Source organism: Massilia sp. HP4 (genome assembly GCF_005222695.1).
In the GTDB taxonomy this organism is placed as follows: domain Bacteria; phylum Pseudomonadota; class Gammaproteobacteria; order Burkholderiales; family Burkholderiaceae_D; genus Telluria.
Genome location: NZ_STGG01000009.1, coordinates 40,102 through 55,090 on the forward strand (window position 1 = coordinate 40,102; position 14,989 = coordinate 55,090).

The 14,989-nt window shown below is 69.0% G+C and carries 11 protein-coding genes; 7 read left to right on the forward strand and 4 right to left on the reverse strand.

Annotated elements, in window-relative coordinates:
* From E8M83_RS02425 to E8M83_RS02435, 4 genes are all read left to right on the forward strand, one after another.
* On the forward strand, positions 1-1,680 hold the full coding sequence (locus tag E8M83_RS02425) for a PepSY domain-containing protein (protein ID WP_137171804.1): 1,680 nt from the start codon (positions 1-3) through the stop codon (positions 1,678-1,680).
* Positions 1,673-1,999, forward strand: coding sequence for a DUF3325 domain-containing protein (locus tag E8M83_RS02430; RefSeq protein ID WP_137171805.1), 327 nt, complete (start codon positions 1,673-1,675; stop codon positions 1,997-1,999). Before E8M83_RS02425 ends, E8M83_RS02430 begins: the two co-directional genes overlap by 8 nt.
* Before the next feature lie 84 nt (positions 2,000-2,083).
* Entirely contained in the window at positions 2,084-2,218 is a 135-nt protein-coding gene (locus E8M83_RS26415) for a hypothetical protein (RefSeq protein WP_267874161.1), read from the forward strand.
* Between the two features lie 21 nt (positions 2,219-2,239).
* Positions 2,240-2,878, forward strand: a complete 639-nt coding sequence (locus E8M83_RS02435; protein ID WP_137171806.1) for a superoxide dismutase — start codon at positions 2,240-2,242, stop codon at positions 2,876-2,878.
* A 64-nt stretch (positions 2,879-2,942) separates the two neighbouring features.
* Here the strand turns inward: E8M83_RS02435 and E8M83_RS02440 are convergent, their stop codons facing one another.
* Both E8M83_RS02440 and E8M83_RS02445 read right to left on the reverse strand, forming a co-directional pair.
* A complete protein-coding gene (locus tag E8M83_RS02440; RefSeq protein ID WP_137171807.1) occupies positions 2,943-4,997 on the reverse strand; it encodes a TonB-dependent receptor in 2,055 nt (684 codons plus the stop codon).
* Positions 4,998-5,112: 115 nt separating this feature from the next.
* Positions 5,113-5,994, reverse strand: coding sequence for a VOC family protein (locus tag E8M83_RS02445; RefSeq protein WP_229491390.1), 882 nt, complete (start codon positions 5,992-5,994; stop codon positions 5,113-5,115).
* 379 nt (positions 5,995-6,373) lie between these two features.
* Here E8M83_RS02445 and E8M83_RS02450 point away from each other — a divergent pair, with 379 nt between their 5' ends.
* The 3 genes from E8M83_RS02450 to E8M83_RS02460 all read left to right on the forward strand — a co-directional run bounded on the left by E8M83_RS02450 (position 6,374) and on the right by E8M83_RS02460 (position 10,746).
* Positions 6,374-6,679, forward strand: a complete 306-nt coding sequence (locus E8M83_RS02450) for a hypothetical protein (RefSeq protein WP_206077415.1) — start codon at positions 6,374-6,376, stop codon at positions 6,677-6,679.
* Positions 6,680-6,796: 117 nt separating this feature from the next.
* Positions 6,797-7,504 carry a glutamine amidotransferase gene (locus E8M83_RS02455; RefSeq protein WP_137171808.1) on the forward strand — a complete coding sequence of 236 codons (708 nt, stop codon included), beginning with the start codon at positions 6,797-6,799 and terminating at the stop codon, positions 7,502-7,504.
* Positions 7,505-7,686: 182 nt separating this feature from the next.
* On the forward strand, positions 7,687-10,746 hold the full coding sequence (locus E8M83_RS02460) for a sensor histidine kinase (protein WP_137171809.1): 3,060 nt from the start codon (positions 7,687-7,689) through the stop codon (positions 10,744-10,746).
* A gap of 8 nt (positions 10,747-10,754) precedes the next feature.
* On the opposite strand, the gene E8M83_RS02465 is transcribed toward E8M83_RS02460, so the two are convergent.
* Together E8M83_RS02465 and E8M83_RS02470 are read right to left on the reverse strand one after the other, a co-directional pair.
* On the reverse strand, positions 10,755-11,840 hold the full coding sequence (locus tag E8M83_RS02465) for an alpha/beta fold hydrolase (protein WP_206077416.1): 1,086 nt from the start codon (positions 11,838-11,840) through the stop codon (positions 10,755-10,757).
* A 121-nt stretch (positions 11,841-11,961) separates the two neighbouring features.
* Positions 11,962-14,922, reverse strand: a complete 2,961-nt coding sequence (locus E8M83_RS02470) for a sensor histidine kinase (protein ID WP_170976662.1) — start codon at positions 14,920-14,922, stop codon at positions 11,962-11,964.
* Between the last annotated feature and the right edge of the window lie 67 nt (positions 14,923-14,989).

Here is a 14,989-nt window from a genome sequence, read left to right on the forward strand (position 1 = left end):
ATGTTTCCAAATTTCCGCCACACGATGGCTTGGTTGCACACCTGGTTCGGCCTGGCGCTTGGCCTGGTGCTGATGGTCGTGTTCTTCTTCGGTTCGCTGTCGGTGTTCGACCGCGAGATCGACCGCTGGGCCATCCCCGACACCCGCTTCGAACCGCAGCCGATGCCGTCGTTCGACAAGATGCTGACGCCGATCTTCAAGGAGATGCAGCCCGACGCCGCCGCGCGCGCCGCGACCGCGCCGCTGGCCGACGGCCCGCTGCCTGCCACCTTCGACACGCCGCGCAGCTGGGGCGCCTATACCACCCACCGCGACCCGGTGCTGGCGCTGTTCGCCAGCTATGAAGTGCCGAACGCCAAGGACCACGAAACGGCGATCTGGGCCTTGCGCACCGTCGATCCGCGCACGGGCGAGCTGTTGCCGGTCGACCGCCTCAAGATCGGCAGCGAGTTCTTCTATCCGCTGCATTACAGCCTGACCCTGGACTGGAAGAACGTCGGCTACTGGATCGTCGGCTTCTCGGCCCTCATGATGCTGATGGCCCTGGTGACCGGCGTGATCATGCACCGCAAGATCTTCCGCGAACTGTTCACCTTCCGCCCCAAGAAGAGCACCCAGCGCAGCATGCTCGACCTGCACAACCTCACCGGCGTCGTGGCCCTGCCCTTCCACTTCTTCTTCGCCTTTACCGGCCTGGTGATCTTCGCCTACATCTATTTCCCGGTCACGCACACCCAACTGACTCCGCTGCACGACCGCCATGAAGTGCTCGAGTCGAAGGAAACCGGCCTGCCACACGACCGCGCCGGCGTGGCGGCCCCGATCGCCTCGGTCGACGCCATGGTTGCCGAAGCGCAGCGCCGCTGGGCGGCCAAGGGCATGGCCGGCGACGTCGGCTTCCTGAACCTCACCCATGTCGGCGACGCCAACGGCTACGTCAGTGTGTACCGCGCCGGCACCGACCGCGTCCAGCTGGCCGGCGAAGGCATCCACTTCAAGGCCTCGACCGGCGAGCTCCTGCGCGAGGATCCGCCACCGACCGTGGTGGCGCGCATCAACGAATTCCTGACCGGCCTGCACCTGCAGCACTTCAAGCACTGGCTGCTGCGCTGGCTGTACGTGCTGGGCGGCCTGTCGGGCGCGGCCTGCATCGCCACCGGCCTGTTCTTCTTCGTCGAGAAACGCAAGCGCCAGCACGCCAGGCAGGGCGTGAGCGGCGCGCGCGTGGTCGATGCGCTGGCCGTCACGGTCGTCACCGGCATGCTGGTAGCCACCTTGTGCATGCTGATCGCCAACCGCCTGTTGCCCGCTGCGATGCCGGACGGCTGGCCGCTGCGCGGCGCCATGGAAAAATACCTGTTCTGGGGCAGCTGGGCGGTAGCCGGCGTCCACGCATGGTGGCGCACCGCCGCGGTCGCCGAGGGCCGCCTGGCCCCGGCCTGGCGCGAGCAATGCCTGGCCATCGCCGTGCTGGCGGTGACGGCGCCGGTGCTCAACTGGATCACCACCGGTGACCACTTGCTGCACACCATCGGTTCCGGCTACTGGCCGGTGGCCGGCGCCGACCTGTTCATGCTGGCCAGCGCCGCGCTGGCGGTGCTGGCGGCGCGCAAGCTGCGGCAGCGCGCATCCAGGCCGCTGGCGGTCAACAACGTGACCCTGGAGGCCGGCCATGCCTGACGCGCTGCTCCTGCTGCTGGCCCTGCTGGCCTCCCTGGCCGGCATGGGCTGGTTCGCACTGTCGATGGACGTGCACTGGTCGCAAGTGCGGGGCAATACACCCCATTCCCCGGCGCTGGCCAAGGCCCTGCGCCTGGGCGGCGCCGGCGCCCTGCTGCTGTCGCTGGTCCTCTGCCTGACGGTGGATTCGCCGTCGATCGCGGTGCTGGTATGGTTCATGGCGCTGGCCGGCGCCACGCTCGCGATCGCCTTCACGCTCACCTGGCGCGCCAGCATCCTCGGGATGCTGGTATTCTGGACAGGACCAGGCGCCCGGTGAGCCGTCTGCGGGGCGTGCTTCGCGCGTCCCATTCTTCTCGCCGATCTTCGCCCGCTTGACCTCAAGCACGCTTCATGTTGTGTAATGTCACGTAGGGTTGGCGGCTTCGCCGCCGACGCGGTGATGGTCTGCGCCCAGATCATCCGGCACGAATACGGAGCCGATAGCGATCACCGCGTCGGCGGCGTCGCCGCCGACCCTACCGAACAGTGTTTCTAACCATCAAAATGGAGATTGATCATGCCTTACGCACTGCCGCCACTGCCGTACGCTTATGACGCCCTGGAACCGCATTTCGATGCGCGCACGATGGAAATCCACCACACCAAGCACCACCAGACCTATATCACCAACGTCAACAACGCCCTCGCCGAAGCGAATGTGGCCGAGGTGCCGGTCGAACAACTGATCGCCGACATCGGCTCGCTGCCGCAGGGAGTCCAGAACGTGGTGCGCAACAACGGCGGCGGCCACGCCAACCACGCGCTGTTCTGGACCGTGCTGAGCCCGGACGGCGGAGAGCCTTCGGACAAGCTGGCCAAGGCCATCGAAGACGACCTGGGCGGCTACGAGCGCTTCAAGGACGCCTTCACCAAGGCTGCCCAGACCCGCTTCGGTAGCGGCTGGGCCTGGCTCACCGTGGGCAAGGATGGCAAGCTGCTGGTCGAGAGCAGCGCCAACCAGGACAGCCCGCTGATGGGCCAGTTCGCCGGCATGTCGGGCGGCACCCCGATCCTGGGCCTGGACGTCTGGGAACACGCTTATTACCTGCAATACCAGAACAAGCGTCCGGACTATATCGCGGCCTTCTTCAACATCATCAACTGGACCGAGGTCGAGCGCCGCTACGAGGCAGCCTTGAGCAGCCAGGTCGGCTGATCCGCTAGCCGAACCAGAAAGCGCGAGCCGCCTGGCTCGCCCTTTTTATTGACCTGCTGAAAAACTACAACTTCACGTTCAGCGACACATACGCTGCGCGGCCATTGCCCGACGAGTACATCGGCTGCGCCTGGTTCGCCGGCCAGAAGAAATTGTCATACCACGCGTACTCATAACGGCGGTCGGCGATGTTCTTGACCTGCAGGTCGACACTGACCCGCGGCGTGATCGCATAGCGCACATTGGCGTCGAACAGCACGAAGCCGCCGTACTTGCCCAGCGCATTCGGGCTGTCGATGTAGTAATTCCCTTGCGCCCTGCCCTGCACCCCGAGGTGCCAACGCTCGGACGGATGATAATCGAGGCCGACATTGCTGATATGGCGCGGCGTCGAAAACACTTCCTTGCCGGCCAGCGACACGCCATCGGCAAAGGCGCTCACCACTTCCGCCTTTTGCAGCGAATGCGAGGCCCACAGCTCGAGCTTGTCGCTGATCTTGCCGGACAACTGCAGGTCGATGCCTTCGCGCCGCGTCTCGCCCAGGCCGACCGTGGTGCCGGTGGCCGGCATATTCGCCACTTCGCCGGTCGCATCCTGGCGCCAGATGGCCAGGCGCAGGTCGCTGCGCGCATTCGGCTTGAGTTTGATGCCGACTTCCTTGCCGGTATTGACCGAGGCATCGAACGGCGCCTGTCCCGGCACCAGGTAGGCCGGGCCGACCGATCCGGTCAGGATCTGGAAGGTCCGCCCCCAGTTGCCATACACACTCACGTCCGCGGCCGGGCTGTACACCATGCTGAACTTGGGCTGCTTGATCCAGCCGTAATCCTGCAAGCCGGCCGTCGCGCCAGTCGCCCGCGCGCCCGGCAGCGAGCTGCTGCCCGTGAAGCGGTCGACGCGGTAGCCAGGGACGATGCGCAGGGCGTCGGTGGCCTTGATGACCGCCTGCACATAGGCGCCCACGTTGTTGAGCTTGTAGCGGTCGTCGTTCTGGGTCGTGGCCGGGGTGCCGAAGTCGGTCGGCATCGCGTAGGCATAGCGCAGGCGCTGGTAGCCATTGTCCTGGCGCTCGGTGTTGATGCCGCCGTCGACGGTCACGCGCTCGCTGGCGCGCCAGGTCAGCGTGCTCATGAAGCCGACCTGCTGTTCGTCCCACAGGCGACGCTGGCGCGGCGCCGTGCCGGCCGGGTTGCTGGTAAAGGTGACGCGGCGGTCGTCCTTGTACTCGTTGTAGTACAGCTTGTTGCTCAGGAAAGCATTCGAGGATATCTGCCAGTCCAGGTGGGCGCTGGCATGGTGCATCTCGCGCTCGGTGAAGTCGTTGACGTTCCTGGCCGGCGACTGGCGCCGGTCCCGGGTCAGTTCCTCCGCCGTCAGGAAGCCGGGCTCGTCGGCGTCATGGCGGTAGGTGCGCAGCACCACGCCGCCGGTCAGGGACTTGTCCTTCGACGTCAGGAACCACTTGCCGCCGACCGAGTATTTGTCGGAGTCGCCGTGCGTACGGCGGTAGCTGTCGGTGTCCTGCTTGGCCAAAAAATAGTTCTGCGAAAAGCCGCCGGCTTCGCGACCATAGGCCAGTTGCGCCTCGCGGGTATTGAAACTGCCCACGGTAAAGCGGCCGTCCAGGTAGTTGCCGCCCTGGCGCGTGCCCAGGTTGATGTTGCCGCCGATATTATGCAGGCCATAGCGCGGATCGTTGGTGCCGCGCACGACCTCGATGTAGTCGACTTCGAGCGGGAAGATCATGTCCATGAAGCGCTGGTTGCCGCTGTTGACATTGCTCGGGATGCCGTCGATCAGCACCTTGATGCCGTTGATATAGCCTTCGCCATTGAAGGCGCGGAAGGTCACCTTGCCCGACTCGGCGCCCATGCGTGTCTCGGTCAGTTGGATCCCGGGCAACTGGCCGACCAGCTCCCAGCTATTGGTGACGTTCTTGTCTTCGATCTTGTCGGCGCCGAGCACGTCGACCGAGGTCAGGACCGTGCTCGAACGCAGCGCGCCGGCATCGCGCTGGGCGCTGACGCGTACTTCACCCATGACGATCGTGGGGTCGGCCGCGTGGGCGAGCAAGGGCAGGCTGGCGGCCAGCGCCAGCGGAAGGATTTTTTTCTTCATTATCGAGTAGGTTGGACTAGCGCAGGAAAGCATGCCAAAGGCAACAATTCGATAATGATATCCCATTCTCAATAATAAGGGCAAGCCGGGCCTGCCCGCGCGCCGCCCTCCGGGACTAGCTGCGCTCCATTGCCGCCGTGCGTCCGCGCGCCTCGATCGCTTCGCCGAATACCCGCTTGGCCTGGCCGCGCACCTGGACGAATTCGAGCTGCTCGCCCTCCGGCCCCTTGGCATAGATCAGCGACCAGCCATCCGATTTGCCGCTCGTGATGCGGTTGGTGAGCGTGTCGAGCGGCGCCTGGCGCCGGTCCTGCTCGCTGTTCGAGGGCACGATGCGGTTCGCCTTCACGTTCTGCATGCCGCGCCGCGCCGCCTCGGCCTCAAGGTCATGGATGAATTGATTAAAATCCACGTCCTCACGTACATAGAAGCAGACATGCATCGACTTCGGGAAGGCCGGGCTGGTAAAGGCCTGGGGCGGCGCGAAGCTGTTGCCGCTGCCCTGCGGCTGGGCGCTGTCACGGTATTGCAGCAATTCGATCACCACGTTGTCGAACTGGATGAAGCGCACGTCGAGCCGCTGGGCGCCGCCGCGCAAGTCCGGCACGCCGAGCGAGACCGGGTTGACGCCGCGCTGCCTGGCATCGAGTTCCTCGCTCAACAGCAAGGTGTTATGGATCACGTCCCCTTGAAAATCACCGTCGCGCATGATCTCGGTGCCGCCCAGCACCTCGGTATAGAAGGCGTAGGCGCGATCCATATTCTGCACCGTGATGCCGAAGTGCTGCACGCCCTGCAGCCGGGCGCCGAGCGCGCCCCGGCCACGCGCCGGCGCCGCGGCCTGCCTGGACGACTGTCCCTGGGCATCCTCTGCGGCGCCGCCCATGGCCGACGCCGGGCCGGGCATGGCGGCAATGGCGCCCAGGCCGGCCGCTTTCACGAGCGTGCGGCGCACGCGATTACTGGGTGGATCGATAGGGGCTTGATGAGTGGACACGGGGTACTCCTTCCAGGTCAGGGATCGGGGTCGAACACGGGCCTGCGCGGGCCGGCCGGTGCCGTGCTCGCGCAGGCTGTCGTCCGGACAGTGGAACGCCGCGCACCCTGGACGGTCCAGACATTCTTCATGAATTTTTTGGTGAAGGCGCCGCGGCGCCCACAGTACAAGAATAGACAACACTTAACTTTTATCAACTGCACCCAAGTGCTAGCCTGATCAAGGTCAACCACCTCTACAGGAGGGAATTTTCCATGCGAAACCAGGCTCTGTATGCGGCAATGGCCATTCCGCAGCCGCCGAAGCTGGTGGCCGTCGACAGCGCCAGCCGCAAGCTGGCCTGCCGCCACGATTTCGACCGGCAGGTGGCGCCGGCATCGTGCGGGTTCAAGCCAAGCCGGTCCCGGACGGCGCCGCCACCGGCGCCGAGGGCAACCACTTGTTCACCAACCTGTCGGCCAACGGCATCGACATGCTGGACAAGGACGGGCAATTGAAGCCACTGGTGCGCGACGAACGCTTCCTGTGGCCCGACAATGCCCACTTCGGCCCCGAGTCCTGGCTGTATGTCGCGGTCAACCAGCCGCATCGCAATCCGATCTTCTCGGGCACGGTCGACCAGGGCAAGCCGCCTTGCCCGGTGGCGCGAGTCTGGACCGGTACCCGCGGCCAGCCGGGGCGCTGAGCGCGACACTGGCGCCGGGGCGCACCAAGGCTATCGGCGCCAGAGGTTTTTTCAATCCATGCCGCACGTCGAAAAAGATAGAATCGTCGCCTCCCCGAAGCCACCCGAAAGCCCGCCATGAACAAGTCCGCCGTCGTCATCCGCCACATCCATTTCGAAGACCTGGGCACGCTGGGGCCCGTGCTGCAGGCGCGCGGCTATCGGGTGCAGTACGTGGATCCGGCCGTCGACGACCTGGCCTGGCTCGACGTCCTGGCGCCCGACCTGCTGGTCGTGCTGGGCGGCCCGATCGGCGCCTTCGACGATGCGCTCTATCCTTTCCTGGCCGCCGAACTGGCGCTGGTCGAGCGCCGGCTGGCGGCGGCGCGTCCCCTGCTGGGCATCTGCCTGGGCGCGCAACTGATCGCGCGTGCCCTTGGCGCCGGCGTGGCCCCGATGGGCATCAAGGAAATCGGCTTCGGCGCGCTGGAGCTGGCCGACGCCGGGAAGGCGTCGGCGCTGGCCGGCCTCGCGGGCGTGCCGGTGCTGCACTGGCATGGCGACCGCTTCGACATCCCGCCCGGCGCGCTACGCCTGGCGGCGACGCCGGCCTGCGACAACCAGGCCTTCGCGCTCCGCGCCACGGTGCTGGGCCTGCAATTCCATCTCGAAGCCGATAGCGGCCAGATCGAGCGCTGGCTGGTGGGCCATGCCAGCGAGCTGGCCCAGGCGGGCATCGATCCGCGCACCCTGCGCGAGCAGGCGCGCCTGGCCGGCACGCGCCTGGCCGCGGCCTCGGCGGCGGTGTTCCACGCCTGGCTGGACGGCCTCGACACGGCGTCGTGAGGCCCTGCATCCGCCGCGTACAGCGCCGCATTTTTTCTGCGCCGCATCGATAAAGCTGATGACAAGCAGCGTAGACAAATGTCAATATAGTATTGCCGCATACGTCTTTACATGCGGCCACCATAATAAATACCCTGCGCCGGCAGTCCGGTAATACGGCGTAGCCAATACGACTGTCTGCCATGCATCCGTTTGCTTACCGGTTCACGCAGTTCGCCGCCCTGCTGCCGCCCGCCTGCGTCATCCTCTCCTGCCTCCTGAGCGCGCCGGCACGCGCCCTCGATCCCGCCGTGCGCCTGGTCGACTACCACCATACGACCTGGACCGCGAAAGAAGGCGCGCCGGCCAGGATCACGACCATGGCCCAGACGCGGGATGGCTGGCTGTGGCTCGGCACGCCTTCGGGCTTGTACCGTTTCGACGGCGTCAGGTTCACCAGATTCGTCGCGCTCGACGGCTCGACGCCGCTGGGCGCCACGATCTCGAACCTGTACGCGATGGACAACGGAGACCTGCTGATCGGTTACCTCACCGGCGGGCTCGACCTGCTACGCCACGACCAGCTGCGGCCGTTGCGAAGCCGCAACGATATCCTGGGCAGCTACCAGGCCGAAGTCGACATCGACGGCAGCCTGTGGATCGCCGCGCTGCGCGGCCTGCACCGCTACCACGCCGGCAGGTGGACGACCTTCGGCGCGGCCCAGGGCTTCTCCGGTATCGACGCCCACACCGTCACGCTCGACCACTACGGCCGGCTATGGGCCGGCGACGGCGACCACCTGTACCTGCTCGATCGCCGGCAGGGGCGTTTCGCGCGCCACGCGCCAGGCGGCGCCAACGCCATCGTCCCCTCCCCCGATGGCCAGGTCTGGCGCGGGATCGACGGCCAGTGGCAGGTCTTGCCGCTGCCGGCGAACGCGGCGCCGGTCCCGGTTGCCGCCTGGCGGGCGCCGTCGGCATCGGCGGGCGGCCTGTTCGACCGCCACGGCAACCACTGGTCGCTGGGCTGCCCGGTCGGCGTGTGCCGCACACCCGCGCCGCGCCTGCGCGGCATCGACCGTTTCTCAGCCGGCGCACTGGCGACCGAGCGCCTCGACCAGCCCTGGCAGCTGAGCAACCTCACGGCCAATGTGATCTTCGAAGACCGGGAGGGCAATATCTGGGTGGGCACCGAGGCCGGACTCGAGCGCTTCCGCCACAACCAGCTGGTCACGGTGCCGCTGCCAACCGGCGAGAACTGGTTCGAAGTATTCGCCGACCAGGATGGACGCCCCCTGCTGCGCTCGGTGCCGAACGGCTACCTGTTCGAGGCCGGCGCGACCGGATTCGCCAAGCTGCCCCAGTCCGCACAGATCGCCACCGGCTGGGACGGCGGCCTCCTGCGCTCCGACGGCGAAGGCGTCACGCACCTGCTGGACGGGAAGGCAAGTTTCACGGCCTTTCCGCGCGGCGCCGACGGCAAGCCGGTCGGCAAGCGCCCGATGATCCTGGCCGGGGACCGCAACGAGCTGTGGCTGACCTTTGCTGGCAAGGGCTTGTTCCACTACCGGCAAGGAAGTTGGACGGCGGCCGCCAGCTACGGGCTCCCGCGCGGCATGCTGGGCCTGTCGCGGGCGCCGGATGGCGCGGTCTGGATCGGCTACCGCGACGGCAGCGTGATCCGCGTCCAGGAAGGCCGCGCGAGCCGCTTCAATGAGGGCGACGCTAGCGGCTTCGGCGCGATCGTCTTCATCGACGCGCGCGACGGCGTCGTGCTGGCGACGGAGAACGGCATCGCCGTGCTCGAACACGGCAAGATCCGCAAGCTGCGCAGCGCCGATCCGGAAGCGCTGGCCGGCATCGGCGGCCAGATCCTGGGCGCCGGCGGCGAACGCTGGTTCAATGGCCGGCGCGGCGCGGTGCACGTGAGCGCCGAGGCTTGGGCGCGCGCCCTTGCCGACCCCGACGGCCTGCTCGAGGTGCGCGTACTGGACCACCTCGATGGTTATCCCGGCTCGGCGATCGCCCTGCCGACACTCTCCACCGCGCGGCGCACGCGCGATGGCCGGCTGTGGTTCTCCGGGAACGGCGGGGTGGCCTACCTCGATCCGGCGCGGGTCCATCGCAACGCCATCGCGCCGCCGGTGGCGATCGCGCCGCTCGACGTGGCGGGCGCCCGGCGCCGGCCGGATGGCGCCATGGTGCTTCCACCCGACACCACCCGCCTGCGCGTCGACTACACGGCGCTCAGCTATGCCATGCCGGAGCGCGTGCGTTTTCGCTACCGGCTCGACGGCGTCGACGATGAATGGCAGGAAGCCGGCGCGCGCCGCATGGCGTTCTATACCGGGCTCGATCCCGGCGCCTACCGGTTCCGGGTCATGGCAATTAACGAAGACGGCGTGCCGAGCGAGCGCGAGACCAGCCTCGCCTTCGAGATCGAGCCGACGCTCGTCCAGACCCGCTGGTTCTCGGCGCTGTGCGCGCTCGCGCTGACGCTGCTGGCCTTCGGCATATTCCGGTGGCGCACGCTCCTGCTGGCGCGCCGCTATGCCGAGCGCTATCGGGAGAGGCTGGCCGAACGCGAACGCATCGCGCGCGCCCTGCACGACAGCTTGCTGCAAAGCGTGCAGGGCCTGGTGCTGCGCCTCAATACCGTGGTGATGGGCATGTCGGGCGACAGCGCGGCGCGGGCGCACATCGAAGCGATCCTCGACCACGCCGATACCGTCATGGCGGAGGCGCGCGATGAGCTGGCCGACCTGCGCGCCCGGCCGGCCAAGGGCGAGCAGGACCTCGGCCAGGCACTTGCCATCTTCGCAGGCGCGCTGCGGGCCGAGTGCGGCCCGCAATTCACGCTGCAGGTCGGCGGTACGCCACGCGCGCTGGCCAACGTCGCCTGGCATGAGCTCTACAATATTGGCCGGGAAGCGCTGTTCAATGCCTACCGCCATGCCGATGCGCGCCGGATCGGGCTCGAGATCGAGTACGGCGCCAGGCACTTCAGCCTCGTCGTGCGCGACGATGGCCGTGGCATCGATCCGGCGATCCGTTGCGCCGGCGGCCGCGAAGGCCACTGGGGCCTGGCCGGCATGCGCGAACGGGCCCTGGCGCTGGGCGGTACGCTCGAACTGGACTCGCCCCGGGGCGAGGGGACCGAGATCGCCTTGCGGATCCCGGCCGACAAGGCCTATCGCCCCCTGCCCAGGCGCGGCCTGGGCCAGCGCCTGCACGATTTGCGCAGGCGGCTGATGCGCGGCTGATGTTCACCTTATCGCGGCGCCAGTGCGCCGAGGAAGGCCAGCAGCTCCGCGTTCAGGCGTTCGGCCGCCTCGTGCTGGACCCAGTGGCCGACATTTTCCAGGCGCACCTGCCTGACCAGGTTCGGCTGGGTGCGCCGCAATTGCTCCAGCGACGGCGTGGTCGGATGGAAGAACCGGCACAGCCCATCGGCCGCCCCCCAGATATACAACGACGGCTGGCGGATGACCGTATTCCTGTAGGCCGATGTCAATTCGAAGGTGATCGGCAAGGCCCGGTAGTAATTCAGGCCGCCCTGGAAGCCGCTCTTGTCGAAGGCCTGCACCGTGTGCCGCACATAGGCCGGATCGGCCCACGAAGGCGCGGCCACCGGCGCCGGACGCAGCATGCTGCGCGCCGGGTCGACCGGATCCCAGCGCTGCGCGGGCAGCGGGCTGGCTGACGGCCAGTAGAGGATGGCGGGGATCGACTTCGCCGCCGGCGCGAACAGGCTCTCGCGCCCCGGCCTGATCCAGTCCAGCGCGTAATAACGTTCGCCCAGCCCCCGCTTGCGCAAGTCGCTCCAGGTGTCGATGTCGCCGCGCGGGGCGTATGGGATGCTGATGCTGACCAGGGCGCGGAAGCGGTCGGGCCGCAGCAGGGCCGCGCGCTGGGCGTGGTCGGCGCCCCAGTCATGGCCGACGATGACTGCGCTGTCGATCTTGAGGGCGTCGAGCACGCCGACCAGGTCACCGACGATGTGCAGCGAAGTGTATTGGCTCGCATCCGGCGGCGCGAAGCTGTCGCCGAAGCCGCGCATGTCGAGGGCCACTGCGCGGTAGCCGGCCGCCGCCACGGCGCGCATCTGGCTGCGCCAGGTCTCGGCGGTGTCCGGAAAGCCATGGCAGAACAGGACCGCGGGGCCGGATCCCTGCTCGATCACGTGGAATGTTTCGCCATTGACGCGCAGCTTGTGGCGCCGGAGCGGCGGTGCTTCGGCCGCCATCGATGGCAGCGGCGCCAGGCCAAGGCCGGCCAGGGATGACGCCAGCAGGATAGCGCGTCGGGCCGCCGACTGCGGCGCGGATGTGTCGGTAGTGGGCAAGTTCGATGGCATGCAGGGGATCTCCTCGGAGCCGCCGGCAGGCGCCACCGGCCCTACCGACGGTAAGTCAACAATCGCCAGTGAGTGTACGTGCACTGCCGGGGCAGCGGCGCGCGCATCGCGACCGATGCCCTCATGGCGCCCCGCGCCGGCGCCGGTACGCCATCCGTCCCGGCAGCGTGAGCACGACCCGCGTGCCGCCAGCGCCCGCCCGATCCGCACCGCCGATCTCCAGCCTCGCGCCGATGCGTTCGGCGCGTTCGCGCATGCCGCGCAAGCCCCAGTGATCCGGCCGGCCGCATTCGTTGAGCCAGGCCGGGTCGATGCCGCAGCCATCGTCCGACACCGTCAGCACGAAGGCGGCCCGCCGGTAGGCAAGGTCCACCCTCACCTGCGCCGCCCGGGCGTGGGCGAAGGCATTGCGCAGCGCTTCGAGCCCGATCCGATAGACCTCGTCGAGGATGACCGGCTGCAGCCGCCTGGCCGAGCCGCTGGTCGCGAACGCGAAGCCGCAATCCCACTGGGAAGCCAGTTCCTCGCCCGCCGCCGCCAGCGCCTCGTGCAATTCGCGCGTATCGTGCGGACCGCCGCGCAGCTCGCGCACGCGGTCGCGTCCCTCCACCAGCACCCCGTCGGCGCGCAGCAAGGCCTGTTCCATGTGCGCCCTGGCCGGGGCGTCGGCGGGCAGCATGTCGGCCGCGGCCTGGAAGCGCAGCACCAGGCCTTGCACGCCCTGCAGCAGGGTATCGTGCAACTCGCGCGCGATGCGCTCGCGTTCGCGGTGGCGCTCCTGCAGGCGATCGCGCACCCGCTCGGCGGCGCGGCGCGCGGTGGCGCGGTAGGACAGCCACAAGGCTGCCAGCAGCAGCAGGCCGACGCCGCTCAGGAACAGCGGATGGCGATAGAAGGCCTGCTCGACGCGGAACGCAAACCCGGCCTCGCGTGCGCCCGCCACCCCGTCCTTGTTCAGGGCGATCACGCGAAAGCGGTAGGCACCCGGCGCCAGGCCGGTATAGATGGCCTGGCGCGCGCGGCCGGCGTCGATCCACTCGTTATCGAAACCGTCCAGCCGGTAGCGAAAGCCCAGGCGCTCGGGCGCGGCCAGGCTGGGGGCGGTGTAGTCGATGGCGATCCGCTGCGTTTCCGGCCGCAGGCTGAGCGGCGCGGCCAGGGACACCCTGGCGCCGTCGACGCTGACCGTCTCGATCTCGGCAACCGGCCCCGGTTCCGGCGGCGGCAGGCGCGCCGGATCGAGGGACACCACGCCGCCACTGGTCGAGAACCATAAGCGGCCGTCGCCGCCGCGCACCGCGGTCGGCAGGGGCAGTACCTGGTGCGGATCGTTCGCCAGGCCTCCGAGCGCGTCGAAGGAACGGTAGCCGACTCGGTGGCCGGGGCTGGCAAGGGCGCGCCGCAGTTCAGCGGCGCCCAGCTGGAAGATGCCGGCCCTGGTGTGCAGCCACAGGTCGGCGTCGGGGCCGGACGGACGCGGGACGGCGACGATGGCGTAGATATTGTCGAACACGCCGTCGTCGGGCAGCGCCAGGCGCCGCAGGCGGCCCGCCTCGAGGTACGCCAAGCCATGCTGGCCGCCGATCCAGGTGCGTCCCGCATGGTGGGCCAGCGCCGTGACATGGCCGACCTCGAGGCCGTCGGCTTGGGTCCAGCGCCGCGTTGCGCCGCCGCGGCGCGCTTCCAGCAAGCCGTCGCGGTAGCCGAACCAAAGCCAGCCGTCGGACGCGGCCAGCGCGCTGACCGGCATGCGCTGGCTGTCGCGGGCGGATCCCGCTGCCATCCGTTCCCAGCGTCCGGCCGCGTGCCGGAACAGGCCGGACTTGTCGATCGAGACCCACAGGCCGCCCTCGAGGTCGCGCGCCATTGCCCGCACCGGCGCCTGGGCGCCGGCGCCGGGCGGCAGGCCTGCGAAGAAGGCCAGCTGCTCGCCGCGCGAACGCCAGATGCCGGCCGGGCCGGCCATCCAGATGCCGCCGTCGGCGTCGCGCATCGCGCTGTTGACCGGGGCCGGCATCGCCAGCGCCCGTGCCCGGCCAGCGTGCAGCCGCAGCGCGGCGCCGCTGCCCGGCCCGGCCCACAGGCTGCCGTCGTCGGCGGCGGCCAGCGCCACGTTCAGCGCGCCGGCCGGGAACGGCGCCGGCGCCAGCAGGCGCGGCCTGAAACGATCCAGGCCGGTATTGGTGCCAACCCAGAGATTGCCTTCGCGATCGGCGTGCAGCTTCCAGACGAAGTCCGAGCTCAGGCCCTGCCTGGCCGTGAGGCTGGCGGCGCCGGCCAGCGCCGCCAGGCCGTCCGGCCGCGCGACACGCAGCAGGCCGTTGCCGCGCGTGCCGAGCCACAGCTCGCCCGCGGCGTCGAACACGAGGCCGGTTGCCGGCGCATCCAGCCGCGCCGTATCCCGCGCGACGCCCTGCCCGCCCAGCACCACGCGGTGCACCTTGCCGCTATGGCGTTCCGTCAGCCAGATCGCCCCATCGGGCGCCTGCGCGATCTGGCCCACGCCATCCACCGCCAGCCCGGCGTCAAGGAAGCGGCGCTCGCCATGGCGCAGATAGTAGAGCCGGCGTTCGCCCGCGGCCCACAGCACGCCGTCGCGGTCGACGAACACTGCGCGCGCCCCGCCGTCGCCGAAGCCGTCGCCGGGGCCAACCCGTCGCCAGGCGCCGTCCGCGCGCCGCGCGAGACCATCGTCGGCGGCGGCCCAGAGGGCCTGGCGGCGGTCTTGCGCCAGCCCGAATACCACCCCTGCCGGCGCGCCAGGCGCGGCTTCGCGCACAAGCGGCATGCCGGCGCGGACCTGCGCCACGCCGCCGCTGCGCAGGCCGACCCACAGGGCGTCGCCTTGCGCCAGCAGGGACGAGACAATGAGCGGCGCCCCGCGCGCGTCGGGCGAATGGGGCCGGAAGCGCATGCCGTCGAAGCGCACCAGGGAGTCGTTGGTGCCGAGCCAGAGATAGCCATCGGCGGCCTGGACGATCGCCCCGACCTGGCCCGGGCCGCCGTCGGAGGCCAGCCAGCGCCGGTGGTCCAGGCGGTCGGGCGTCATGGCCTGCGCGCCGGCCGCCACGAACAGCAGCAAGGCTATCGCCGGCGCTGCCAGCAGGCGCGATCCGGTCCGGAGCGCGTGCCGGCAAGCGTGGCGAGAT